The sequence below is a fragment of the uncultured Nostoc sp. genome (assembly GCF_964245575.1).
Classification (GTDB): Bacteria; Cyanobacteriota; Cyanobacteriia; order Cyanobacteriales; family Nostocaceae; genus Nostoc.
Genome location: NZ_CAXTNP010000017.1, coordinates 12,247 through 37,249 on the forward strand (window position 1 = coordinate 12,247; position 25,003 = coordinate 37,249).

Consider the following 25,003-nt stretch of genomic DNA (forward strand, 5'->3'; position numbering starts at 1 on the left):
TCAACAAAAAATTGACTTACTCCCGGAATTTAGACACCTATGGCAAAGCGCATTATCTACAACGAAAACGCCCGTCGCGCCTTAGAACGAGGCATTGACATCTTGGCTGAGGCTGTAGCTGTTACCCTTGGCCCCAAAGGTCGTAACGTAGTCCTAGAAAAGAAATTTGGCGCACCGCAAATTGTTAATGACGGTGTAACGATCGCCAAAGAAATCGAATTAGAAGACCACATTGAAAACACTGGCGTAGCTCTGATTCGTCAAGCTGCTTCTAAGACCAATGATGCTGCGGGCGATGGCACCACCACTGCTACCGTTTTAGCTCATGCGATCGTCAAAGAAGGCTTGCGGAACGTTGCAGCTGGTGCTAATGCAATTTCGCTGAAGCGCGGTATTGACAAAGCTACTGCCTTCCTGGTAGAAAAAATTGCTGAACACGCCCGTCCAGTGGAAGATTCCAAAGCCATTGCCCAAGTTGGTGCGATCTCGGCTGGTAATGACGAAGAAGTTGGTCAGATGATTGCCCAAGCAATGGATAAGGTGGGCAAGGAAGGCGTAATTTCCCTAGAAGAAGGGAAATCTATGTTCACCGAGTTGGAAATCACTGAAGGGATGCGCTTTGACAAAGGCTACATCTCTCCCTATTTCGCTACCGACGCTGAACGGATGGAAGCGGTTTTTGATGAGCCTTTCCTACTGCTGACCGATAAGAAAATTGCTTTGGTACAAGACCTTGTACCAGTGTTAGAGCAAGTAGCTCGTGCTGGTCGTCCTTTGGTAATTATCGCCGAAGATATTGAAAAAGAAGCTTTGGCAACCTTGGTAGTAAACCGTTTGCGCGGTGTACTTAACGTAGCTGCTGTTAAGGCTCCTGGCTTTGGCGATCGCCGCAAAGCACTACTAGAAGATATCGCCGTTTTAACTGGTGGTCAACTAGTTACCGAAGATGCTGGTTTGAAGCTAGATAACACCAAGCTGGATAGCCTGGGTAAAGCTCGCCGCATCACTATCACCAAGGACAGCACTACAATTGTTGCCGAAGGTAACGAAGCTGCTGTTAAGGCTCGTGTTGAACAGATTCGTCGTCAAATCGATGAAACCGAATCTTCTTACGACAAAGAGAAATTACAAGAGCGTCTTGCTAAACTCTCTGGTGGTGTCGCTGTAGTGAAAGTGGGTGCAGCGACCGAAACCGAAATGAAAGACAAGAAGTTGCGCCTAGAAGACGCTATCAACGCCACCAAAGCTGCTGTGGAAGAAGGTATCGTTCCCGGCGGTGGTACAACTCTGGCTCACCTTGCTCCTGAATTGGAAGAGTGGGCAAAGAGCAACCTTAAGGATGAAGAGTTGATTGGTGCTTTGATTGTTGTTCGCGCCTTACCTGCACCTCTGAAGCGGATTGCTGAAAACGCCGGTCAGAATGGTGCTGTTATTGCTGAACGCGTCAAAGAGAAGGATTTCAACATTGGCTACAACGCTGCGACAAACGAATTCGTCGATTTGTTAGCTGCTGGTATTGTTGACCCTGCCAAAGTGACTCGTTCTGCTCTGCAAAACGCTGCTTCCATCGCTGGTATGGTGTTGACAACCGAATGTATTATAGTTGACAAGCCTGAGCCTAAGGATAGCGCTCCTGCTGGCGCTGGTGCTGGCGGCGGCGACTTCGATTACTAATACTTGGTAGTTACATAATTTCTGAAAACAGCTGCTTCCCTTGTGGAGGCGGCTGTTTTTTTGTTTGAACTGTCTTTGATGAAGCTGTTTTGCCGGAGGCTAGGGGCGCAAAAATAGTAGTACAAATATTCTGCTAATGAATGAAGTTCAAAAGGAAGCGTTTAAATTGATAAGTCGTCAGCTTAAACGGCGTTTTGGTGATATTGATGGATCGTTACTTGAGCAGGTTCGGAATTTATCTGCTGAACAGTTAGAAAATTTAGGAGAGGCATTGTTGGATTTTTCGGAAGTTGCTGATTTGGTAACTTGGTTAGAGCAGTAATAACAAGCTTAATCAAACTATGAAATTTGCTGTTTTATGGAGCGGTTGTTTTTATTTGAATTGCACCCTAAGTATAAAGAGAAGTTAATCTAGAGGCAACTGTTTATAAAAGTAAAAATCTCTGGAGCTATGTCACTGTTAACAGATGCTTTAGACAGAATTATAAATTGGTTGCAGCAAAACAAACCCTCTTATGCTTCTTCTCTGCAACCAGGATTAACTTATGAAGAAATTGAAAAAAAAGTTAAAAACTTGCCCTTTAGCTTGCCAAGAGAAGTTTATGAACTTTACCAATGGCGGAATGGTATGCGTATATGTAAAGGAGAAAAAATAGCGCAGTTTTTTCATGGATACACTTTTCTTTCCTTAGAAAATGCAATTGATGAATACAACCACCTAATGGGGTTGTGGGATGATGCCGAACTTGATTATGAGTGGGAGAAAGATTTAAATGAAGAATTAGCTGAAATGGTTGATCTGACGAATGGATTTATTATCCCAGAACTAAATAAACAAGAAAATGAATTACAAGTAAAAATTGTTAATGCTGATATTTGGAAATCAGATTGGTTTCCTATTTTTTATCATGACCCTCACTCATATATAATTGTTGCTTGTAAACATCAATGTTTTGCATTTCTTTCAAAAGTATATCTACAGACAATTGAAGATGAAGAAGCAGAAATTATTTTTAATAACCTCACAAACATGATGTTAGCTATAGCAGAAGGCTGTGATAAAAGTGAATAAAATAGGGTTATTTTCAGGATTAAACTAGATTTCATAACTTTCTGCTGCTTGACGATGAAAAACAAAGCCAAAGGTTTTTAGGATTTTGATAATTTGTCTGTAGCTAAACCCAGCTAGCCGTCTCATGAATTGACTACTAACCTATAACTAAAGGATAGTTAAATTGTTCAGCTATTGGTTGCAAATAATCTAGTTTTTGATATTGAGATTGTGCTTCTAATAATTTACCCGCTACATCACGAGCAATTTATAAAGTTTCAGTAACAGTCCGTCCTTGAGCTACTAAACCTTGAAGTTCATCAGATGTTGCTAAATAAACGCCTTCTGGTAATTTCTCAATGTGGATGTTTAGCAATATTTCCATTATTGTATGTAGATGTTACTGTTTAGAGCGGTTTAATTGTTATGATATCGCTTTTCTGAACTACAGCGATCGCACTTCTACTTTTACATAAAAACCCATGAGCCAAATTAATCCTGAAACAACCCCCTTACATACCTTAAACCCACTCAACCGATTTTCTGACAGAGCAGAGGATTATGTAAAATATCGACCTAGCTACCCCGCAGATGCAATTGATATTATCTTAGAAGGATTAGGTGAAAATTCACAACTCGTAGCAGCAGATATTGGTGCAGGTACAGGAATTGCTTCAAGATTGTTAGCGGAACGGGGGGTTAATGTCATCGCCATAGAACCAAACGCGGCGATGCGAAAAGCTATCCAAGCACATCCTTTGATAGAGTTTCGCGATGGAACAGCAGAATTTACCCAGCTACCTGATAAATCAGTTGATTTAGTTACTTGTTTTCAAGCTTTCCACTGGTTCAATCCCGAACCAACATTATTGGAATTTCACCGCATTTTAAAACCATCAGCACGCTTGGCTGTGGTGTGGAATAATCGCGATCAAGAAGATGCATTAACCACAGAATATAGCCGAATAGTCCGCGAAGCATCTAATGATCACCCAGCAGAATCTCGAATGCAGTCGGTAGAACCACTGTTAGTAACTCCCCTTTTTATTAACATCCACGAATATAATTTTACTTATAGGCAACAGTTAGATTTAACTGGACTTATTGGACGAGCAATGAGTGCTTCTTACCTCCCGCGTGAAGGCTTGGCATACGAACAGCTTATTAATAGTTTTCAAGAATTATATCAGCGCTTTCGTGATGAGAGTGGTTTTGTCTATATGGTCTATCGCACTAGCGTACACCTTGGAGAAGTTATTTAAAAAGAAAAATGGGAATCATAAGAAGTAGGGTGCGTTAATTCACTCTCAATAAATATCAGGATTCACATGGCACAACCAAAATATCAAGGTTATTGCGAATGCATTCCTACCAAATTAGTCAGAGAAAAGTTTAGAGATGTCAATGTTTTTGCACAAAATGCTAAATCACTTTTAACAAAAGCTACTGGTTTTATTGGTAATTATGATTTCACACTAAATCCTTACAGTGGATGTCAATACGGTTGTAGTTATTGCTATGCTGCTGCATTTAGTCCTAATGCTCAAATGCGCCAAGATTGGGGTAAATGGGTAATTTTTAAGGAAAATGCTGCTGAAATTTTAGCGAAAGAATTAAAAAAATGGTATGAAAAAAATCCCCAGACTCCTCCTAGTATATACATAAGTAGCGTTACTGATCCATATCAACCACTTGAGTCTAAACATCAACTGACTCGTCGGTTGTTGGAGGTAATGCTAGATGTGGGGATTGACGGTTATCCAACTCCAACTTTGGTGATTCAAACTCGTAGCCCAATTATTATTAGAGATATTGATTATTTACAGCGATTTAAGCGATTGCGAATTAATATGAGCATCCCTACTGGGAGTGAATTAGTGAGAAAAGATTTTGAACCGCGATCGCCCAGTATTAAAGCCAGACTAAATGCTATCATTAAAATTAAACAAAGTATTAATTATTATAAAGGTTTTGTTCCTAAAATATCTATCACTATTACCCCTTTACTTCCTACTTTAGCAACTGATGAAGCTGCTTTTATTGACAAACTAGCCATCGCCGATAGAGTTGTAATTCAAGCTTTTCATGCTAGCAATAGTCGTTCTCTCATTGCATCAACTCGCCAAGAAGCTGAAGAAATTAAGCAAAAATACGCTTGGTGGTATGAGCATGAGAAATTAAGCTATAGGAAATTTAAGGAAAAGTTAGTTTCCGCGCTTCCGGGTGTAGAAATTATGGAAGGTAAAGAGGGATTTGGTTATGAATAATCCTATCGGAAATTGGTGGCGAAGTCAGCAGTTCAAATTATCTGTAAAACGCGGCGATATCCGACGTGCAGTCCAACTATTACAAGAGATTCAAAAGTCAGGTGCAAGATTCTCATGGTTAGAAAAACTATTTAGGGATAAACTTCAACTGGAACGTTATTCCCAAGAATACAAACGACAAACAGAAACTTTAAGTAAACAATTAACAGAAGCATCCCAGCAAAAAGATAATTTCATCTTAATGCCAGATGAGGAATTTGTTAAATATATCTCTAAAGTTTTTAAGTTAATACAGCACGATGAATGTGAACTGCAATCTACTGGGATTGATGAGCGGATATTTGATAATTTGGAATCAAGTTTAGTTGAATATCTTAAAGAAGAATTTAGTAGGATTCCTGAAAAACAGTTATTTGTTAAGCTAGAAGATGCTCTTGAGGATATTAATAATTTAAAAGTTGGACAAGACCCAGACTATCGTTTTAGTCTAACTCCTCATGTCTACTTTATGAAGTATTTTTTAGAAAATATATATTGCATATATTTAGCTTGGTTTCTCATTTACCAGGATGCTTTACTACTAAGTAAGGTTAATATCCTTGATATTGCAGCAGGCCCAGGAACAGTTGCTTATGGTTTAGCTTTATTTCTCCAAAGTAGTAGCGGTTTTTTTCATATCCCGCAAATGCACATATCTTACTACTCTTTAGAAAAACAAGATGCCTTCCAGTTTCGTGGACTTCAGTTTTGGCGACGATATATAGAGTCGCGGCTAAACCCAGTAAATGCTTACTTCCGCTTTGTTACTGCTGATATTTTTACTTGGAAAACTCAATCGAATAATTTACCCAAAGATTTTTTCGACTTTATCGTAATTTCGCACTGCTTCTTTATAGATAAAACCAAGAGGGTTGAAGCTAATAATACTTACAAGCAAATATTTGCCACAAGCTTAAAAAATTCAGGTTATATTCTGCTAATTGTGCAAGATAATAAGTTATTCAAAATTTACGATGTTCACCAAGTTGAAAATCAAGAACAAGAAAAAAACGTAGTGGACAAATTTCTGGCAGAACTTGGATTAGAGTTAGTCTGGTATAAATATCTAACCTCAACAGGTTTAAGAATACCTTTGTCCGGTATTGAATTTGGTAAGTTTGCTCGAGAAAAATTACCAAAACAACTATATATGAGTCCACTTCTACAGCAATATTTTGCTCATAAGCATCAGTTACACTATACATTAGATGATTATGCAATTTTGGCAAGAAAAGAATGAGAAATTGCAGGTAAAGTAGCAGAGAATGTATTAAATAAATATAAGGTATGTGAATTTTAACCTTAAATTTATAAATGACCTGCAATCAGCAAACAGCAGAAGGTTGGCATGGCAAACTTAATTTAGTCTATGCCGATCGCCAGGGTAAAACCCAATTAATTTACAATCACCAACAAGCACCTCTGAAGGTACAACGCCCATTCTATCCAGAAGGGGAAAAAGTCTGTCATAGCGTCATTTTACATACAGCTGGGGGAATGGTGGGAGGCGATCGCTTATCCTCTAACATCCACCTCCAATCCCAAGCCCAAGTCTTAATCACTACAGCTGCTGCAAGCAAGATATACCGCAGTAATGGCTTACAAGCTAGACAAACTATCCAGATGCAAGTTGATGCTGGTGCTTGTTTAGAATGGTTGCCGCAAGAGACAATTTTATTTAACGACGCGATTTTTCGGCAAGATTTACGGGTAGAATTAGCAACCGGGGGCAGTTGGTTAGGCTGGGAAATTACCCGATTTGGTCGCAGTGCTAGAGGAGAAAAATTCTTGCAAGGAGAATGGCGATCGCACACCGAAATTTGGCAACAAGATATTCCCTTGTGGATTGATCGGCAATGGTTACGGGGTAGCGAAGAAACTTTTCATAGTCCCCACGGCTTGGCAGGAAAACCAATAGTAGGTAGTCTAGTTTGGGTTGGTGGTGCAGTTTCAGGAGAAATTGTCGAAAAAACGCGAAATTTATGGGATGGGAAAGGAGAAGCGGGTGTTAGCCGATTACAACATGGATTATTGTGTCGATATCGCGGTGCTTCTACATCTGAGGTAAGAAACTGGTTTACAAATGTTTGGCAACTACTGCGAGTTTCTTTTTTGAATCGTGGTAATTGTATACCAAGAGTGTGGCAGGTTTAAACGAACCACGAAGACGCGAAGGACGCGAAGGAAGAGATAAGAATGCAACTAACGCCGCAGGAAAAAGATAAGTTATTAATTTTTACTGCTGCTTTATTAGCAGAAAGACGTAAGGAAAGGGGTTTAAAACTAAATTATCCTGAAGCGATCGCTTATATTTCTGCTGCCATTTTAGAAGGTGCAAGAGATGGGCAAACTGTAGCTGAATTAATGAGTTATGGTACAACTTTATTGACGCGGGATGATGTCATGGAAGGAATATCAGAAATGGTGCATGAAGTACAGGTAGAAGCTACTTTTCCTGATGGCACCAAGTTAGTAACAATACATAATCCAATTCGTTAAGTTTAGAACTTTAAATTTATTATGATTCCTGGGGAACTTATCACACCAGAAGGTGAAATTGAACTAAATGTTGGTCGTCCAACTATAAAATTGCAAGTGTCAAATACAGGCGATCGCCCTATACAAATTGGTTCCCACTATCACTTTTATGAAGTCAACACCGCCTTAAATTTTGACAGAGAACAAGCCAGAGGAATGCGCCTCGATATCCCCGCAGGAACCGCAGTCCGCTTTGAACCAGGCGATGAAAAAGAAATAACTCTAGTCCCCCTCGTCGGTATTCGCCAAGTCTACGGCTTCAACGCCAAAATTAACGGAAACCTCTAAAAACCCTCTGCGTACCTCTGCGCTTCCCTCCGCGTCCCTTTGCGTTAAAAAGAAGGATTTTATATGCCTTACAGAATGGATCGCCGCGCCTACGCCGAAACTTATGGCCCAACAGTAGGCGATCGCATCCGACTTGCAGATACAGAATTATTTATTGAAGTTGAACAAGATTTCACTACTTACGGCGATGAAGTAAAATTCGGCGGCGGTAAAGTCATCCGAGATGGAATGGGACAATCCCCCATTTCTAATTCCGATGGTGCTGTAGATTTAGTGATTACTAATGCCTTAATCCTCGATTGGTGGGGTATTGTCAAAGCAGATATCGGCATTAAAGATGGCAAGATTTTCAAAATTGGTAAAGCCGGAAATCCTTATATTCAAAATAATGTAGATATTATTATTGGCCCCGGTACTGAAGCCTTAGCTGGTGAAGGAATGATTCTCACTGCTGGCGGTATCGATGCCCATATTCATTTTATTTGTCCCCAACAAATTGAAGTGGCGATCGCTTCCGGTATTACCACAATGATCGGCGGTGGTACTGGCCCTGCCACAGGTACAAATGCCACTACCTGCACCCCCGGCCCTTGGAATATTTACCGAATGCTGCAAGCTGCTGATGCTTTTCCCGTAAATTTAGGATTTTTGGGTAAAGGTAATGCCAGTCAACCCCAAGGACTTGTAGAACAAGTAGCCGCCGGTGCAATGGGGTTAAAACTTCATGAAGACTGGGGAACCACACCCGCAGCAATTGATACCTGCCTTAGTGTTGCCGATGAATATGATGTGCAAGTAGCGATTCATACTGATACCCTAAACGAAGCCGGATTTGTCGAAGATACGATCGCTGCTTTCAAGAATCGTGTCATCCACACCTACCACACCGAAGGCGCAGGCGGCGGACACGCACCAGATATTATCAAAGTTTGCAGCCAAGCCAACGTTCTGCCATCTTCCACCAATCCCACACGTCCTTACACCCTCAACACCTTAGATGAACACCTGGATATGTTGATGGTATGCCATCACCTCGACCCAGCGATCGCTGAAGATGTCGCTTTTGCCGAGTCCCGCATCCGCCGAGAAACCATTGCCGCCGAAGATATTTTGCACGACTTAGGCGCATTTAGTATGATTTCTTCTGATTCCCAGGCAATGGGAAGGGTAGGGGAAGTGATAATTCGCACCTGGCAGACATCTCACAAAATGAAGGTGCAACGGGGAACTCTTAACCCACAAGGAACAGAGCAAAAAGCAGACAATTTTCGGGCAAAAAGGTATGTTGCTAAGTATACGATTAATCCAGCGATCGCTCACGGAATTGCTGAATATGTGGGTTCAGTGGAAGAGGGAAAATTAGCAGATTTATGTTTGTGGCGTCCTGCATTTTTTGGCGTGAAACCAGAGATAGTGATTAAAGGCGGGATGATTGCATGGTCGCAAATGGGCGATGCTAACGCCAGTATTCCCACACCCCAACCAGTGTATATGCGACCGATGTTTGGTAGTTTTGCAGGGGCACGTCATGCTACATCATTAACTTTTGTTTCCCAAGCAGCTTTAGAGAAAGAAATTCCCAGCCAGTTAGGTTTACAAAAGGCAGTAGTTGCAGTTTCTGGGACACGCCAATTAAGTAAGCGGGATATGAAGCTGAATGATGCACTACCCCACATTGAAGTAGATCCAGAAACATACCAAGTCAGGGCTGATGGTGAGTTGCTAATTTGTGAACCTGCGACAGTTTTACCAATGGCACAAAGATACTTTTTGTTCTAATTCATGACCGAGCAATTTATCGCTTTTAAGGACGAGAGTAATATTGCCCTGATAAATTTTTTGTTTTGGAGTTACGATCAAATAGTTAAACGTTGCATCTGATGTAGAAAATCATGCTACCTTTTAATAAAAAAATAGTGACTGATGAAGCGATGCGTCCGGTAGCGGTGTTGATTGATTATCAGGACTGGCAGCAAATTGAGAAGATATTAGAAGCTCATCAATCACAACAAAAACAAGAGTTTAATTTAAACCAGTATGCGGGTGTAATTCAACTAACTCAAGACCCTTTGGAATATCAGCAGCAAATTAGGGATGAGTAGTGTTGAGACAACCTTTGATTTTTTAAGATACAAATGTAGTCTTGTATTTTTTGGGTGGTCGCTTAGGAAATCCATTACTATCAGGACAATATTTGATTTCAGTGATTACTGAGATTGAATTGCTCTCTTATCCGAGTCTCAGTTTAGAAAAAACACAAGTTATTGATTTTTTAAATAAAATTACAATCATTGATATTCATAGTAATATTAAAAATTTAACAATTGCATTTCGCAAACAATACAAACTCAGGCTTCCTGACGCAATAATTGCAGCAACTGCAAAATCTCTAAATGCAACATTGTTTACAAATGATGTAAAATTGGTTAATTTCACATAAATTAACACTCAGTCAGTGCAAATTGTGTAATGGGTGCGATCGCTATTCCTTCCACAGCAGAATTCCAGCAAGTTTTGGATAACCTCACCTCTGAGAAATAAATGCGATCGCTCCGATGCATTAACAATAGACTTGGGCATTTAATTCAGTAGTCGTGGTTTTCAATGTTTGGTTCATGGCTTCAAACCCTAAGCGAACAATCGCCAATATTTAACCGACCAGCCAGCACAGTTACCAGTCAGCCGTTGAAAGATTCTTGCTGAATGAACCGATCGCAAGCTTTCGGCTCAACGATACACTAAAATGAATGCGTGAATTACTTAAATAAACAAGCAAACAGGCATATTGAGAAAGTCAAATGCCATTTTGCTTGCGGAAAACACCAAAATGAGAAAGTTAAATGCCATTTTGCTTGCGGAAAACACCAAAATGAGAAAGCAATATGCCTTTTTGAGTAAGCAATCAAGCATTTTGCTTGCGGAAAACACCAAAATGAGAAAGCAATATGCCTTTTTGAGTAAGCAATCAAGCATTTTGCTTTCTCAAAATGCTTGATTGCTTATTGAATATGAAGTTTTGAGAAAGTAATATGCCTTTTTGCTGATTAAATATGAATTTCAGTTAAATATGCGATAACTACTTGCTTCATGGCTGATTGTAGTTCTGGATTATTTTCTAATGTTGACCAATAGCGGAGTAGATGGTTGTTATATAAGCCTTCTTCGGTCGGGGCAATTTGCAATAGTTGTTCTAACGTCAGCTCATGCTGTGCATATGGCGAAATCACACGGGTGCGATCGCCTAAATAAATCAACTCAACCCCTTGCCCATTGACTCGCACTTTTTCCCAACTTCCTGCTGACTCAACTACATGAGCGCAGGTGAGTAAATGTCCATTGGGTGAGATAAAAAAGCCCGTGCCTTGGATGTAACCTTCTGGGGTAGCGATCGCCACGGTACAAGCTTTAACTAATTCCCAATTCATGAAAATTTATTACTTGTTTTCTTCTAGTGCCAGTTTCCAAGTTATTTTCACCTTCAGTGATGCCTGCCCAGTGGATTCGACCACATAAACCGAGCCTTTGGCGGTAAAATTTACCCCAAACTCAACTTCTCCACTTACAGGTTGCGATTCTTGCTGCAAGGTACGAAACGCCTTTGTAATTGGGCGACACCCGCGAACAATCAATTCCTTAACTGCGTCGAAGTTAGCCTCTACTTTTTCTATAGGTAACTCACCAGTGGACGATACACGACCTACTGATGCATCTGGTAGTTCAACTGCTACCAAAATTGTGCCCCCATCCTCTGTATTCAGTTCTAGAAGCTTACGAGCCATAATTTAATTAGCTTGTGGCTATATCTAAAAAAGGTAAGTAAAGTAGTTTTGAAAGTCAATTTGTATAAATTTGTTAGATAAACAATTTTTTTTGGAGAAAATATATCTAAGGGTAATATCTAGTAAAACTATACCAATAAAGCAATTACTCTAAAAATTTACTTTTACCCCATACCTTGCATCTATATGACTTCACAATCTTCTCGCTCTGACAAAATTCTAGTTGTGGATGACTCTCCTGATAACGTGTTTTTGATCAAAACTATTTTGGAAGAAGAGGGTTACACGATTAGCACCGCAGAAAATGGGATTTCGGCCTTGGCAGAATTGAAAGCTTCTCCTTGTGATTTAGTTCTGCTGGATCTGATGATGCCAGGTATGGACGGGTACGAAGTCACCAAGCACATTCGTGGTCAAATGAAATTGCCGCAATACATCCCCATATTGCTGATCACTGCCCACGATGCGCCCAACGTCGCCCACGGTTTAGACTTGGGTGCTGATGATTTTATCCGCAAACCTGTAACAGTAGATGAATTGCTGGCACGAGTGCGATCGCTCCTACGTTTGAAGCATAGTATGGATGAACGTGATGAAATTGCCCGTCAGCGAGAAGATTTTGTCTCCCGCCTCACCCACGACTTACGCACTCCCTTAGTAGCCGCCGATCGGATGTTGATGCTATTTCAGCAAGGTGCATTGGGAACATTATCAACGCAAATGCAGGAAGTAATCGCCATCATGGCCCGTAGCAATATCAACCTGCTTTCTATGGTGAATACTTTATTGGAAGTTTATCGTTTTGAAGCGGGTCGCAAAAGTTTAGCGTTTCAACCAGTTAATCTGGGTCAGTTGCTAGATGAAGTGACTGGAGAATTGTCACCCTTAGCTCAAGATAAAACACTGTCCCTAAATTTGGACGTTACTGAAGAGTCAATCACAAACACAGTGATGGGCGATCGCTTGGAACTGCATCGTCTATTTACCAACCTCATCGGAAATGCGATCAAATTTACCGAAGCTGGGTCTATTACTATTCGTTTTACTTCTCAGCGCCAGTTCGACAAAAGTAATCAATCTGAGTTATCTGAAAAATCCAATTCCGTTGACTACATTAGAATTGAGATAGCGGATACTGGCCCAGGTATTCCCCCTGAAGAACAAGCCACCATCTTTGAACGATTTCGCCAAGGCAGTCATAAGAGTTCTGGTAGTGGCTTAGGACTGTATCTTGCTCGTCGAATTGTCGAAGCACATCAAGGCATTATTCTGCTTAATTCTGAGTTGGGCAAAGGTAGTGTATTTATTGTGCTTTTACCCACTAATATATGAGAAAATTAGTAATTATAAATTAGGAATTGTAGAGTTTTTTATCCTAGCAATTCATTATTTATAACTTTACTACTATCTACCGATAATTTAAACTAAAAAATTCCATTGGAAAATAAAACGCTAAGAATTGACGAATCAAATATGCTGAGATAACAGCATTAAGATTAAATAAATACTTTTTGATAGGAGAAAACAATGATTACCACTGAATTATCTAACATTGGCAATATTATCCAGACTCAGCGAGAGTTTTTTCAAACGGGCAAAACTAAAGATGTAACTTTTCGCATTGAACAACTGAAAAATCTTAAGCAAGCAATCATTGAGCATGAACAGTCAATAGTCGAGGCATTACAAGCGGATTTACATAAACCAGAAGTAGAAACTTACCTTACAGAAATCAGCGTAATTAAGGATATTGATTACGCCATCAAACATCTTCAAAACTGGACTAAACCCCAAAAAGCAGCGGTTTCCTGGGATTTCTTTTCCTACTCAGCGAAAATTTATCCAGAACCGTTAGGGGTTGTCTTAATTATTGGGCCTTGGAACTATCCATTTCAGTTAATTATCTCACCGTTAATAGGTGCGATCGCAGCCGGTAATTGTGCAATTATCAAACCTTCAGAAATTGCTTCTCATACGTCTGATATCATAGCTAAGATTATTGCCAAAAATTTTGACCCTGCTTATCTTGCAGTGATTGAAGGAGGCGTGGAAGCAAGTCAAAAATTACTTGCAGAAAAGTTTGACCATATCTTTTTTACTGGTGGTACAGCCGTCGGCAAAATCATCATGGCAGCAGCAGCAAAATATCTCACACCAGTGACTTTAGAATTGGGTGGCAAAAGTCCTTGCATTGTAGATACTGACATTAATCTTGAACACACTGTCAAACGAATTACTTGGGGCAAATTTATTAATGCTGGACAAACTTGTATCGCCCCCGACTATCTTTTAGTTAATAAAACAATCAAGAAAGATTTAATAGATGGGCTGGAAAAATCCTTAAAAGAATTTTATGGTGAGAATCCTGTAAACAGTCCTGATTATGCCCGGATTATCAGTCAAAAACACTTTGATAGATTGGTGAGTTTTCTCAAAGATGGTGAAGTTGTCATCGGTGGAGAAAATCAACCTTCAGAGCGTTATATTGCCCCTACACTGATTGATAATGTCTCACTAGAAGATTCTGTAATGCAGGAAGAAATCTTTGGGCCTATTTTACCCATGATTGAATATACTGACATTGCAGAAGCGATCGCTTTGATTAACTCTAGACCCAAACCCTTGGCGTTGTACTTATTTTCTCAAGATAAAAACCTGCAAAAGCAAGTTTTGCAGCAAACTTCCTCTGGTGGAGTCTGTATTAACGACACAGTTATGCAGGTTGGTGTCTCGTCTTTACCATTTGGTGGAGTGGGAGATAGCGGTATCGGTAACTATCACGGTAAAGCTAGCTTTGACACCTTTTCCCATAAGAAAAGTGTATTGCAAAACTCCTTCTGGCTCGATTTAAAATGGCGATACGCTCCATATCAGGGCAAATTGCCACTCATAAAGAAACTTCTGGGTTAAAAAAAGTTAGGAGTTAGGAGTTATGAATTATGAATTTTTAACTCTAAATTCCTAACTCCTGTACAGGCGCGATTAATCGCGTCTCTACTCCTAACTCTTAACTATTAATTATTAAAACCCAAAAGCTTTGCTGTAACGCTCCTCAGCCCAAGGTTCACCACGGCGATGGTAGCCATTGCGTTCCCAAAAACCAAGTTCTTCAGCAGCTAAAAATTCCAAACCATTAATCCACTTAGCACTTTTCCAAGCGTAGAGGTGGGGCACAACTAACCGCATCGGCCCACCGTGTTCAGATGGAAGGTCTTCACCAAAGACTTTAAAAGCAAAGAAGTTTTCTTCGCGCAGAAAATCTTCTACAGAAATATTGGTAGTGTAGCCGCCATAGCAGTGTTCCATAATGTGGGCTACTTTCGGGTCTAATTCAATCAGACCCATAAAATCTGTAACTTTAATGCCAGTCCATTTGACATCAAGTTTAGACCAGCGCGTTACACAGTGGAAGTCAGCTGTGAATTCGTGTTGAGGTAGCGCCATAAAATCTGACCAACTAAAGGTAGCAGATTTTCCTAAACCCCAAACTCGAAACTCCCATTCCTCAGTGCTGACTTGGGGAGTTTCACCGTAAGTTAATACCGGGAAACCTTTAGCTAAATGTTGACCAGGAGGGACGCGATCGCTCTCTTCTTTGCCTGGTTTCTGAAAAAATTTTCCTAGCATAGTTAGAGAAAAATAAGTTTTCTCAAGATATTTACAAACTTTTTTGCTGAGTTGCCAATAGCACCAGATGTTTTACCAAAACAGAATTCAGTTGGGTATTTTGATAGCGCAGCGTCTCGAAGAGAGCGTCTTGATTTTGACCAGACCAACAAAAACGTCTCCGGCTTTGCTTCTGAAATTGAGAATAGCTGAATTCTTCTTCAATCTTTATATGATTGCTTGATCGTTACTCATGAATGATAGGTAATGGGTAATGGATATTCCCAATTACTCACTACCAATTTTTTTGATCTAATGAGCTTGTGTAGAGTATCTAGGATTCATAATGCAATCAGGAAAGCTAAGAAAAAGCATTTATCCAACGGTAAGAAGTTTGATTGGTGACTTTGGCAATCAAATCTATCGGTGCTGTTCACGCTTTTCCTGACTGGAAAATTATGATTCTTCTTCCTCTTCTTCAGCAGCTGGATAAACAAATGTAGAACGTCCAGTCAAAATTGATTTGCCCAGAGAAAGGGCTTTTTGAGCTTCGACGACGGCTTTGTGCCTCCAGGTAGCTCGACGTTTATCTCGTTTTGATTTTGAAGTTTTCTTCTTAGGAACAGCCATGTCAGCAGATATCGCGATTCTTGACAACCTTCTTATTCTAGGCCATCCACTGACGCGAAGGACAACAGTAAAGGCAATACCCTGCCTTAAGCCCTCCGGGTTCGGGGGTGACGCTCGTTGCGCGGCATCGTCTCCTCGAATCACATTGGGAGAGGCTAGCGCCAAGGGAGATGACTCGCTCTAAGCGTTCGCGTAGCGTCTCTAAGAGTTGCTATGCCGTAGGCTTTACGCAATGCTTTCGACGGGAACCGCCATCGCGCAGCGTCTCATAGAGAAGACTGCGACCCCCTCACCGATGCAGCGTCTACATGAATTGCCCCTACTGAAAATAAGGGTTTCGGCTATTTTTTGGGTAAGTCCTGGCTATTTTCCAAGAAAAGTAGCGATCGCGCAGTTTTGAAGTAAGTGGCCCAATTTTGAGCATCGGGACGCGATCGCCATTGGGGACGACTGACATCTAATGCCAAAACTGGTGCGATCGCTCCCTTATTTTGTACGGACACAATGATTGAAACATCTGTCACCAAGATATCTTGGTCGAAGCTCCGTTGAGCAGATGCTCTAGCGGCTGCTTCCGCCCTTTTGAGAACGGTTTCGTAGTTTTCATCTGGCAGGCTGTCAATAGCTAGATCAACTCTAGCGGTGTAAGCTCGCACAACCTGCGGTGCAATCGCTTCCGTCAAAAACCACGTAGGAATGGTAGATATGAGCAAAACTAATAAAGGAACTATCCGGATTCTTCCGGCAATTTGGCTAATAAATGAAAAGGGAGTGATCGATGATGGTAGGTGAGCAGAAATCTTGCTCATGACCTTCTATCTCCTTAGTGATGATCTTTTATTGAAATTAGGTAAAAGGTATTTTCCAGGTAATTAAGGTAATAAAAATTACATGTTAACTGAAGATTCGATTAGAATCACTTAGACTATAAGACATAGGTTAGCTTTGTTTTTTCGGGCAAAGCCAACCGCAATTTTAAGACCAGCAAACAATAACTGACAAATAGCGGGATGGCAAATTACTGGGCGATCGCGATTGGCATCAATCAATATCAGTTATTTCAACCTTTAAGTTATGCCCAAGCAGATGCTGAGGCACTAGAGGATTTTTTGGTGACAGAGGCAGGCTTTCTCCCCAAACACTGCCTGCTAATGACGGATACCTCCCCGCCGATTGGGGATAGATCAACTTATCCGACTAAAGAGAATATTTTGCTGCTGCTTGAGGATTTGGCAGCTACAAGTTGGCAACCAGAAGATTATCTGTGGTTATTTTTTAGCGGTTATGGGGTCAACTACAAGGGCAAAGATTACTTAATGCCAGCAGAGGGTAACCCCGAACTCGTGCAAGAGACAGGCATAGAATTGCGATCGCTAATGCAAAGTCTGCAACTTACCGATCTAAATGTATTGCTACTACTCGATATCAACCGCGCTTTTGGCACTCAAGCGGATGCTCCGGTTGGCGAAGAAACAATAGAATTAGCCCAAGAACTACAGCTTGCGACAATTCTTTCTTGCCAACCAGAGCAATTTTCCCATGAAAGTAGCGAACTAGGTCACGGATTCTTTACAGCAGCCTTGTTAGAAGCTTTGCGTTCTGGTAATGGCAGCAACTTGGCAGATTTAGAAACCTACCTAAGCCTGCTCATGCCAAAATTATGTCACCACCACTGGCGTCCTGTCCAAAACCCTGCCACGATCATCCCATCAAGACCACAGGTAATCTTGCCAAAATTGGCAATGGAAAGCGACTTTCAATCAGAACCGGTGATTTATCCGGAAGAATCCTTTGCTGTTGCCCTTGCAGCTCCTCCCCTCGACGATTACCCTAAAACTTCAGCAGATCGGGGTAGATGGGGAGAAGCTACTGTGAACTCCTCCCAACAGGTGAAGGCTCACAAGGTCGAAAAATCTAAAGGTGAACAAGTCCATGAGTCAGCTACCGGCTTAGTTTCCCAGCCAATTGCGGAAACTTCTTTAGGAGTGAATCCGAGCGGAAGATTTATCCCTAATTCATCTAAAGGTTACGTTTCTCGATTGCCATCGAATCAGCCAAGCATCCCTCTTTGGAAACAGTTTATTTTATGGGGCGGAGGCAGCCTGCTAGTAGCAGGTTTAATCGCCGTAGTTTTTCTCCGTAATCAAGAAACTTTTAAAATTAAGCAAATATCAAGCACATCACCCAATGCTGCTGCGAGCGATCGCCAGGTTGTCCAGAGTTTACCAAATGATCGCACTCCACCAGTTAGACTTAAAAACCAATCTAGCGCCCAAATAACTTCTAGTTCCGAGTCAAAAAATCGCAATCAAGCAGTATTAGACCTGGCGAAAATGTCGCTTAGACAAACTCAGGCTAGCGATTTGGGCATGGCGATCGCAACAGCCCGGAAAATTCAACCCGGTGAACCACTTTACGATCAAGCTCAGGAGAATATTAAGATTTGGAGCCAGATGATTTTAGATTTAGCAGAGGGACGTGTTAAACAAAGACAGTATGCTAGCGCTATTGCTGCTGCTCGATTAATCACCAAAGATGAAGCCCCATACGCCAAAGCACAAGCAGCAATTAACCTGTGGCGGTTAGAGGGCAAGCAGTATGTGAGTAACAAAACTCTTTTAGATGCAGCTAATGCCTTAATTAAGTCTGAACAGGCGTCTACCTACAATCGTGCGATTGAAGTTGCCAATAAAGTACCAGCAGGTCAACCAGGCTTTGATACTGCCCAAAAATCGATAAATAACTGGAGTGAGAAAATTTTAGACTTGGCCAAGCGTCGCGCCGCCGAAGGAGAACGTAATGCCGCAATTGCGACCGCTGCTTTAGTGCCAGAAGAGACAGCTGCTTATGAAGATGCTCAGGATGCCATCCAAAAATGGCAAAAGAAATAGTAAAAAAATAGTAAAAAAATAGTTAGGAGTTAGGAGTTAAAAGTTATATTTTTAATTCAAGACTCGTTACTCCTGACTCGTAACTTTTCCCTCAGCACAGGCTAAACCTTAGCTATCCGCTCACAGTATTAGCAGTACTGTGACACATCTTCGCCACATTCGTCGGCTAGATAGCACAGCGCTCGGAAACGTAAACCAACCACTTCTTCATATAAGGGGTTGAGCTTACACATGGGCGGAATGTGAAACAGGGTTTTCCCAAATAATTTGACATTTCGCTCGAAGGGACACTGAGATGGAATCAGTTTGCACAAGCGGTGAGCTAGTTGGCGATCGCGGACTTGAATGTTTTCTAGCCGTTGCCGTAGGGGTTGGAGAATATCCCAGTAAGGCTTGGAAGCAGAACGGTTTAACTGGGTTACTTTCTGGTCACTAGTCTCTGGTTGATTGATTGATACCCAGCTTGCCAGAAAAATCTTTTTTGTGGTATTATCGAATACCTTCATGGTTAATCCTCTATGTTATTGAGGCTATTCATCTTTTTGATGAATATATACAATGTGGCAACGAAGTTTCCCGGAAGAATCTCGTCCTGACTGCGATATAATGTAATACCTGATTAGCCACTTAAGTCAGAACTTAATTTATTACTACGTCAAGTTAATCGCAAATTTCTGGGGATCGGTAGTGTAATATTAGGATCTTGTTCATAACTTGATATAGTTTAGATTTTAATAAAGACATCCGTCATTGGATAGGTTTTAGTGTAACATTTACAGAACTTAATATAAGGTCTTCCAGCAACTATTTTTGCTGAGTATAAATATCAGTAATACCCTAGTAGGCGTCTTTCCTCTCAGTATTTCCCACTCTCCCACCTCAGAGCGTCCTGTTGATTGCTGGAATGCCGTAGCACACAGAAGTCTGTTGCGGCTTAAAACCAGGTGGGTTGGCTTTCTTAGTAGATGCAGAGCGGCTAGTCATGAAATATCGGTCGTCGCAAAGTCTCGGTAAAGAAAGTGATTTTTCTTCAATTTGCAATCTATAGCGTCTTAGGGCTAACTTATCTGGGATTAGCCTTGGGCTACATTCCTGGTTTACGCATGAACCGCACCACCATTGCTTTGGTCGGTTCTACCTTTTTAATTGCTTTAGGTGTTCTGAATTTACAGGAAGCATGGCAGGCCATTGATGCCAATACCATCGTATTTCTCTTGAGCATGATGGTAATTAATGCCAACCTATCCTATGCAGGGTTTTTTAGGCGATCACTGTCGGTGATATTGAGTATCACTCGCAGTCCTCTAGGTTTGTTAATTGCCTTAACTTTTGGTAGTGGTATTCTCTCCGCCTTTTTTCTCAATGACACTATAGCGTTGATTTTCACACCTTTAACTTTGAGCCTGACTCAAGCTTTGGGTTTAAATCCGATTCCTTATTTACTAGCGATCGCAGGTGCAACTAATATAGGCTCGGTAGCAACCTTGAGCGGTAATCCCCAAAATATCTTGATTGGCTCCTTTTCAGGCATCTCCTATCTAGATTTTCTGCGTGTATTGGCCCCAGTTGCCCTAGCAGGATTGGTAATTCAAGTAGGATTACTGTGGCTACTTTACCCAGATGTGCGCTCAGTCAAACCTTGCCAACAGGTAACAGTTGGCAATCAACGGATTTTTAAACCTTTATTTAAAAAAACATTAGTCATCACAATTGGGTTGCTAATTGCATTCACTGCCGGCTTACCCTTAGCGGAGTCTGCTTTAGTTGCTGCTAGCTTATTGCTAATCACTCGCCGGGTTAAACCGCAACGCATTTTGCAAAAGGTCGATTGGAACTTGCTGGTAATGTTTTCTGGATTGTTTATCCTGACGCGAGTCACACAAAAGTTGAATTTGCTCCAGCCATTTACCCATGCAATCAACTCTGCTGCGAGTTTTTTGGGTGTAACTGTTGTCTTATCTAACTTAATTTCTAATGTGCCTGCTGTACTCTTATTGCATCCCCTGGTTCCTCCAGGTGATACTAAGTATTGGCTTTTGTTGGCAGCCGGATCAACTTTGGCTGGTAATTTGACTTTGTTTGGTTCAGTCGCCAACTTGATAGTTGTAGAAGCTGCTGCCGATTTAGGTTACAAGCTAACTTTTTGGGAACACCTGCGTTTTGGAGCGCCACTAACCTTATCCACTTTAGTTCTACTATATCTCTGGGTTCATTGAGGGCGATCGCTCTAATTACTAAAGTGAGTCATGCAAATCAAATTATCTTAGTGTATGTTGCTAACTCTAGTTTACTTTGGGCCAGTGCCCTTTCCAAACGTTATGACTCCAGATGAAGTGTCTGCACTGAATAAAGGTAATAAGATTGCAGTATTATTTGAATAACAAATTGCCTTGTAATTAAAGCTCGTATTATTGCTTCGCTGAACCCAGGTTACTGAACCATCGGCTGCAAGCGTTATACCGATGGAAGCTGGTTGATTGATGGAGAAGGGTTGAGAAGGGAAACTAAAAGGCCCCTCTCCTGGCAAACTAATAAATCGGTTACTCAACAGTTGTGTAAAATCACCTGTGAGGTTATTGCCATTTAGATTGAGCGTTCCAGTGGTGTAAGTAACTAGATTGTTTGCTGCGTTGTTAAAAACTACAGAGGCGGTTACAAAATTGAGAAAACTTCCTCTTTCCCAATCAAAATAGGGTTGTAGAAATGTTGAGCATGGCACTTCGCCCACCGGAACTATCGCTTTGAATACCGATGAATTTATCAATAGATTTGGCTTTACTTGTGCATTTGCTATCGGAATATTGAAGGTAAATCCGGTATAAAAAAGAAAGGCAGAAAATATAGAACCCCAAAAAGTCACTCGGTTGTACATCTTTTCTCCTCTTATGAAAAAGAATTAGTGTTGGTTGAGTTAATACCTGATATTATTCAGCTTTAACACTGCGCTTCTACCCAACACCTGCTAATTATTTACATAAGTTTGTACGTCAGATGTATTTTTTCATTCATCTTTAGACGCAAGTGTAAAAATTGATGGCGATATTGGCTAACCTCATCTGTTAAGTGGTTTCTATATTTATAGTAAAAGACTATATCTCACGTCAAAGCGCAAAGACGTTAGAAAAACTCTACGTCTCTGCGCCTGTGCGTGAGATTTTTATCTTAAATTCTCTATGATGCTACCTGAGCAGCAGTCCGAGTCCGCCGTCTTCTACCATCAGCAACTTTTACGGGTGGCTCATCAGGGATTTGCATCAACAAAGTCACAGATGGCTGACATTGCAATTCCCGACGGATGGAACGTTGCAATTCTCGTTCTAAAGTTCCTTGCAATCCACCCCAGTCTATATCTGCTGCTTGACCTTCGCTAGGTGCAAATTCTGTCCAGCGCACAGTGAGGATTTCTTCAATTCGTTGTTTTACCCAGGTTTGTAGCAGCGATCGCTCTACACTTGTAACTACACCCCGGAGGTGAGTTTCTGGTTTTGCCAACAGTTTACCATTCCAATCAATGGCAGCTGCGATCGTAATAATGCCTTCTGAAGCCATGCGTTGCCGTTCTTGCAACACTTTGGCACTTACCATACCCGAACTAGTAGTATCCACCAATTCGATACCAGATGGCACTTTCCCAGCGACGCGAATGGCATCTTCAGTCAGTTCGACAATATCACCATTCTGAATAATAATCATGTTTTCTGCGGGAATGCCCATACTCTGAGCCGTTTCTGCGTGTTTCACCAGCATCCGATGTTCGCCGTGAAATGGCACAAAGAATTTGGGTCGAGTTAAGGCAATCATCAGCTTTTGTTCTTCCTGACAGCCGTGACCGGAGACGTGAATCCCTTTGTCCCGCCCATAGACCACTTTCGCCCCCTGAATCATCAATTTATCGATGGTGTTGACTACTGCGATCGTATTTCCGGGAATTGGGTTAGCAGAGAATACTACCGTATCTCCTTCGCGGATTTTGATGTGAGGGTGTTCTTTGTTGGCGATGCGGGTCATTGCTGCCATCGTTTCGCCCTGAGAACCTGTAGTTAAAATTAGTACTCTTTCATCAGGTAGATTGCGGACTGCGTGCAATGGTTGCAGCAGATTATCTTCACACTTGATGTAACCTAAATTGCGGGCATGAGCAATCAAGTTCAGCATGGAACGCCCCACAATCGTCACTACACGGTTTTGCTTCTTGGCAATATCCAAAATCATGTTGATGCGATGGACGCTAGAAGCAAAGGTAGTGACGAATAATCGTCCAGTGGCTTGACTAAATACTCTCTCTAAGTTTGGATAAACTGAGCGTTCTGAAGGTGTAAATCCTGGTACTTCAGAATTAGTAGAATCACTTAGTAAGCAAAGAACACCTTTTTCACCATGTTCTGCTAACCGTTGCAAGTCAAACTTTTCACCATCCACTGGGGTATGGTCAATTTTAAAATCCCCTGTGTGAATGACTACACCAAGGGGAGTATGAATGGCAACAGTGAAACTATCAGCGATGGAATGGGTATTACGGATATATTCCACTAAAAAGTTTTTGCCAATCCGCACTACATCACGTGGTAAAACTGTTCTGATTTCTGTGCGATCGCGCACTCCTGCTTCTTCTAATTTACCCTCTAGCATTGCCATTGCTAGTCTGGGCCCATAAATCACCGGGATATCAAATTGCTTAAGATGAAAAGCAATCCCGCCAATATGGTCTTCATGACCGTGAGTAACGATCATCCCTTTAATTTTGTGGCGATTTTCCCGCAGATAGGTCGTATCTGGCAGAACAATATTTACTCCATGCATCGCCTCTGTGGGAAAAGCCAATCCTGCATCTAACAGAATAATTTCATCATCATACTCAAAAAGACAGGTATTTTTCCCAATTTCGTGCAAACCGCCCAAAGGAATAATTTTCAAGGCGGAATTATTAGCTTCGTTTTTAGCCATTTTCTCCTTAGATTGTTATTTGTGGTTAATTTAGTTGAGAGTTAACGAACTTTATTTAAGACAACATCATTTGTCTCTTAATTCAGTCCCAAAGCAATCAAGTTTTAATTGAAGATTTCAATTTTTTATTAAATAAAATCGACTGGACACTGAAGAATTTATAGTATGTCTATCAGTCCTAACACAGATTTTTAAATTGCAACTTATGAACAATTATGACCATTGTTTATATGTATCATTAGAAAGCAGCAAATTAACAGTGCTTAATCGGATGGTGGTTAGATTAAACTAAGTTCTTTCAGAACCGCTTCTAACTTTTGACTTACTTCTAAGTCAGCTTCACATAGGGGTGGACGAGTTGAACCAACCTGCCAACCTTGAAGTTTCAGTGCTTTTTTCACTGGAATCGGATTTGAAGTGAGAAATAAAGCTTTAAATAACGGGAAGAGTTGGAGATGAATCTCGCTGGCGACCTCAATTTTCCCCGCACTAAAAGCTTGGATCATCTGCTGTAGTTGGTTTCCTACCAGATGAGAAGCCACACTTACCACGCCCTTTGCCCCGATCGCTAACAAGGGCAAAGTCATGTAATCATCACCAGAATAGATGTGGAATTCTTTTGGTGTCAAGCGACGAATTTCGCTTGCCTGTTCTATACTGCCAGTGGATTCTTTAATTGCGACAATATTGCTAACCTCAGCTAACCGGGCAACTGTTTCTGGCTGAAGGTTTTGTCCGGTACGACCGGGGACATTGTATAACAACAAAGGTAAGTCGGGACAGGCTTGTGCTATGGCCTGAAAGTGCGCTTCCAATCCCGCTTGTGGCGGTTTGTTGTAATAAGGAACAACTTGTAAGGAACCATCTACTCCTATTTTAGACGCTTTTTGGGTGGCTGCGATCGCTTCTTTGGTGGAATTTGAACCACAACCTGCGATCACCTTGGCTTTTCCTGCTACAGACTGCAATACCTCGACAAACAGCTGGTACTCCTCATCCCAACTTAGAGTAGGGGATTCTCCTGTTGTGCCGCACACTACCAATGTATCTGTACCGTTGTTAGCTAGATGTGCTGCCAGTTCTGCCGCTACATCATAATCTACACTACCGTCTGCTTTAAACGGCGTAATCATAGCGGTTAAAACATTGCCAAAATCTCCCACCCTGTTTTCACTCCTGATTACCCATGTTTTTATATCTTGGTGGTTTTCTATTGTAATAACCTATCTGCAAATTTCTTTCAACTGTAATTTGCACATTTGCTCTTTTTCATTAGTTGTTTATTTTTACTAATGA

General features: G+C 41.2%; 27 protein-coding genes and 1 pseudogene. 17 read left to right on the plus strand and 11 right to left on the minus strand.

Going from position 1 to position 25,003, the window contains the following annotated elements:
* Nucleotides 1-39: 39 nt before the first annotated feature.
* The 3 genes from groL (at nucleotide 40) to ACFFAP_RS04555 (ending at nucleotide 2,746) form a co-directional block, all read left to right on the plus strand.
* Nucleotides 40-1,674, plus strand: coding sequence for a chaperonin GroEL (gene groL, locus ACFFAP_RS04545; RefSeq protein ID WP_375510106.1), 1,635 nt, complete (start codon nucleotides 40-42; stop codon nucleotides 1,672-1,674).
* Nucleotides 1,675-1,810: 136 nt separating this feature from the next.
* Nucleotides 1,811-1,996: a DUF4351 domain-containing protein gene (locus ACFFAP_RS04550; protein ID WP_375510107.1), complete on the plus strand. Its 186-nt coding sequence runs from the start codon at nucleotides 1,811-1,813 to the stop codon at nucleotides 1,994-1,996.
* Nucleotides 1,997-2,125: 129 nt separating this feature from the next.
* The gene (locus ACFFAP_RS04555) at nucleotides 2,126-2,746 is read left to right on the plus strand and encodes an SMI1/KNR4 family protein (RefSeq protein WP_375510108.1); all 621 of its coding nucleotides are present in this window, start codon (nucleotides 2,126-2,128) and stop codon (nucleotides 2,744-2,746) included.
* 247 nt (nucleotides 2,747-2,993) lie between these two features.
* Here the strand turns inward: ACFFAP_RS04555 and ACFFAP_RS04560 are convergent, their stop codons facing one another.
* Nucleotides 2,994-3,110 carry a type II toxin-antitoxin system HicB family antitoxin gene (locus ACFFAP_RS04560; RefSeq protein ID WP_375510109.1) on the minus strand — a complete coding sequence of 39 codons (117 nt, stop codon included), beginning with the start codon at nucleotides 3,108-3,110 and terminating at the stop codon, nucleotides 2,994-2,996.
* 97 nt (nucleotides 3,111-3,207) lie between these two features.
* On the opposite strand from ACFFAP_RS04560, the gene ACFFAP_RS04565 reads away from it, so the two are divergent.
* From ACFFAP_RS04565 to ACFFAP_RS04605, 9 genes and pseudogenes are all read left to right on the plus strand, one after another.
* Nucleotides 3,208-3,987, plus strand: a complete 780-nt coding sequence (locus tag ACFFAP_RS04565; RefSeq protein WP_375510110.1) for a methyltransferase domain-containing protein — start codon at nucleotides 3,208-3,210, stop codon at nucleotides 3,985-3,987.
* 66 nt (nucleotides 3,988-4,053) lie between these two features.
* On the plus strand, nucleotides 4,054-4,992 hold the full coding sequence (locus ACFFAP_RS04570) for a radical SAM protein (protein WP_375510111.1): 939 nt from the start codon (nucleotides 4,054-4,056) through the stop codon (nucleotides 4,990-4,992).
* A complete protein-coding gene (locus ACFFAP_RS04575) occupies nucleotides 4,985-6,271 on the plus strand; it encodes a photosystem II assembly protein (protein WP_375510112.1) in 1,287 nt (428 codons plus the stop codon). The genes ACFFAP_RS04570 and ACFFAP_RS04575 overlap by 8 nt, the downstream gene beginning before the upstream one ends.
* 74 nt (nucleotides 6,272-6,345) lie before the next feature.
* On the plus strand, nucleotides 6,346-7,185 hold the full coding sequence (locus ACFFAP_RS04580) for an urease accessory protein UreD (RefSeq protein WP_375510113.1): 840 nt from the start codon (nucleotides 6,346-6,348) through the stop codon (nucleotides 7,183-7,185).
* A gap of 42 nt (nucleotides 7,186-7,227) precedes the next feature.
* Nucleotides 7,228-7,530 (plus strand): urease subunit gamma, encoded by a 303-nt coding sequence (gene ureA / locus ACFFAP_RS04585; protein WP_375510114.1) that lies wholly within the window; start codon nucleotides 7,228-7,230, stop codon nucleotides 7,528-7,530.
* 21 nt (nucleotides 7,531-7,551) lie between these two features.
* Nucleotides 7,552-7,857 carry an urease subunit beta gene (locus tag ACFFAP_RS04590; protein WP_375510115.1) on the plus strand — a complete coding sequence of 102 codons (306 nt, stop codon included), beginning with the start codon at nucleotides 7,552-7,554 and terminating at the stop codon, nucleotides 7,855-7,857.
* Between the two features lie 63 nt (nucleotides 7,858-7,920).
* On the plus strand, nucleotides 7,921-9,636 hold the full coding sequence (ureC, locus tag ACFFAP_RS04595; protein ID WP_375510116.1) for an urease subunit alpha: 1,716 nt from the start codon (nucleotides 7,921-7,923) through the stop codon (nucleotides 9,634-9,636).
* Between the two features lie 113 nt (nucleotides 9,637-9,749).
* Entirely contained in the window at nucleotides 9,750-9,959 is a 210-nt protein-coding gene (locus ACFFAP_RS04600; protein WP_375510117.1) for a hypothetical protein, read from the plus strand.
* A gap of 38 nt (nucleotides 9,960-9,997) precedes the next feature.
* Nucleotides 9,998-10,297 (plus strand): annotated as a pseudogene (locus ACFFAP_RS04605) (type II toxin-antitoxin system VapC family toxin); the annotation flags it as partial.
* A gap of 8 nt (nucleotides 10,298-10,305) precedes the next feature.
* On the opposite strand, the gene ACFFAP_RS04610 reads toward ACFFAP_RS04605, so the two are convergent.
* Nucleotides 10,306-10,437 carry a hypothetical protein gene (locus tag ACFFAP_RS04610; RefSeq protein ID WP_375510118.1) on the minus strand — a complete coding sequence of 44 codons (132 nt, stop codon included), beginning with the start codon at nucleotides 10,435-10,437 and terminating at the stop codon, nucleotides 10,306-10,308.
* A 205-nt stretch (nucleotides 10,438-10,642) separates the two neighbouring features.
* On the opposite strand from ACFFAP_RS04610, the gene ACFFAP_RS04615 reads away from it, so the two are divergent.
* Complete coding sequence (locus ACFFAP_RS04615; RefSeq protein ID WP_375510119.1) at nucleotides 10,643-10,852, plus strand: hypothetical protein; 210 nt, start codon at nucleotides 10,643-10,645, stop codon at nucleotides 10,850-10,852.
* 49 nt (nucleotides 10,853-10,901) lie between these two features.
* On the opposite strand, the gene ACFFAP_RS04620 is transcribed toward ACFFAP_RS04615, so the two are convergent.
* Nucleotides 10,902-11,282, minus strand: a complete 381-nt coding sequence (locus tag ACFFAP_RS04620; protein WP_375510120.1) for an AAA-like domain-containing protein — start codon at nucleotides 11,280-11,282, stop codon at nucleotides 10,902-10,904.
* A gap of 9 nt (nucleotides 11,283-11,291) precedes the next feature.
* Entirely contained in the window at nucleotides 11,292-11,636 is a 345-nt protein-coding gene (locus ACFFAP_RS04625; protein WP_375510121.1) for a CU044_2847 family protein, read from the minus strand.
* A gap of 186 nt (nucleotides 11,637-11,822) precedes the next feature.
* Between ACFFAP_RS04625 and ACFFAP_RS04630 the strand changes: the two genes are divergently transcribed.
* Together ACFFAP_RS04630 and ACFFAP_RS04635 are read left to right on the plus strand one after the other, a co-directional pair.
* Entirely contained in the window at nucleotides 11,823-12,968 is a 1,146-nt protein-coding gene (locus ACFFAP_RS04630; protein ID WP_375510122.1) for a response regulator, read from the plus strand.
* A 195-nt stretch (nucleotides 12,969-13,163) separates the two neighbouring features.
* Nucleotides 13,164-14,546 carry an aldehyde dehydrogenase gene (locus tag ACFFAP_RS04635; protein ID WP_375510123.1) on the plus strand — a complete coding sequence of 461 codons (1,383 nt, stop codon included), beginning with the start codon at nucleotides 13,164-13,166 and terminating at the stop codon, nucleotides 14,544-14,546.
* A gap of 111 nt (nucleotides 14,547-14,657) precedes the next feature.
* On the opposite strand, the gene ACFFAP_RS04640 is transcribed toward ACFFAP_RS04635, so the two are convergent.
* The 3 genes from ACFFAP_RS04640 to ACFFAP_RS04650 form a co-directional block, all read right to left on the minus strand.
* On the minus strand, nucleotides 14,658-15,263 hold the full coding sequence (locus tag ACFFAP_RS04640) for a sulfite oxidase-like oxidoreductase (RefSeq protein ID WP_375510124.1): 606 nt from the start codon (nucleotides 15,261-15,263) through the stop codon (nucleotides 14,658-14,660).
* A gap of 435 nt (nucleotides 15,264-15,698) precedes the next feature.
* Nucleotides 15,699-15,872 (minus strand): 50S ribosomal protein L32, encoded by a 174-nt coding sequence (rpmF, locus tag ACFFAP_RS04645; RefSeq protein WP_094328804.1) that lies wholly within the window; start codon nucleotides 15,870-15,872, stop codon nucleotides 15,699-15,701.
* Nucleotides 15,873-16,213: 341 nt separating this feature from the next.
* Complete coding sequence (locus tag ACFFAP_RS04650) at nucleotides 16,214-16,681, minus strand: hypothetical protein (protein WP_375510125.1); 468 nt, start codon at nucleotides 16,679-16,681, stop codon at nucleotides 16,214-16,216.
* A 201-nt stretch (nucleotides 16,682-16,882) separates the two neighbouring features.
* Between ACFFAP_RS04650 and ACFFAP_RS04655 the strand changes: the two genes are divergently transcribed.
* Nucleotides 16,883-18,763, plus strand: coding sequence for a caspase domain-containing protein (locus ACFFAP_RS04655; protein ID WP_375510126.1), 1,881 nt, complete (start codon nucleotides 16,883-16,885; stop codon nucleotides 18,761-18,763).
* Nucleotides 18,764-18,891: 128 nt separating this feature from the next.
* Here ACFFAP_RS04655 and ACFFAP_RS04660 read toward each other — a convergent pair whose 3' ends face one another.
* A complete protein-coding gene (locus tag ACFFAP_RS04660; RefSeq protein WP_375510127.1) occupies nucleotides 18,892-19,269 on the minus strand; it encodes a Mo-dependent nitrogenase C-terminal domain-containing protein in 378 nt (125 codons plus the stop codon).
* Nucleotides 19,270-19,782: 513 nt separating this feature from the next.
* Between ACFFAP_RS04660 and ACFFAP_RS04665 the strand changes: the two genes are divergently transcribed.
* Nucleotides 19,783-20,979 carry an anion transporter gene (locus ACFFAP_RS04665; RefSeq protein ID WP_375510128.1) on the plus strand — a complete coding sequence of 399 codons (1,197 nt, stop codon included), beginning with the start codon at nucleotides 19,783-19,785 and terminating at the stop codon, nucleotides 20,977-20,979.
* Between the two features lie 71 nt (nucleotides 20,980-21,050).
* On the opposite strand, the gene ACFFAP_RS04670 is transcribed toward ACFFAP_RS04665, so the two are convergent.
* From ACFFAP_RS04670 to dapA, 3 genes are all read right to left on the minus strand, one after another.
* Nucleotides 21,051-21,635, minus strand: coding sequence for a hypothetical protein (locus ACFFAP_RS04670; RefSeq protein WP_375510129.1), 585 nt, complete (start codon nucleotides 21,633-21,635; stop codon nucleotides 21,051-21,053).
* Nucleotides 21,636-21,934: 299 nt separating this feature from the next.
* A complete protein-coding gene (locus ACFFAP_RS04675) occupies nucleotides 21,935-23,707 on the minus strand; it encodes a ribonuclease J (RefSeq protein ID WP_375510130.1) in 1,773 nt (590 codons plus the stop codon).
* Between the two features lie 278 nt (nucleotides 23,708-23,985).
* On the minus strand, nucleotides 23,986-24,870 hold the full coding sequence (dapA, locus tag ACFFAP_RS04680) for a 4-hydroxy-tetrahydrodipicolinate synthase (protein WP_375510131.1): 885 nt from the start codon (nucleotides 24,868-24,870) through the stop codon (nucleotides 23,986-23,988).
* Between the last annotated feature and the right edge of the window lie 133 nt (nucleotides 24,871-25,003).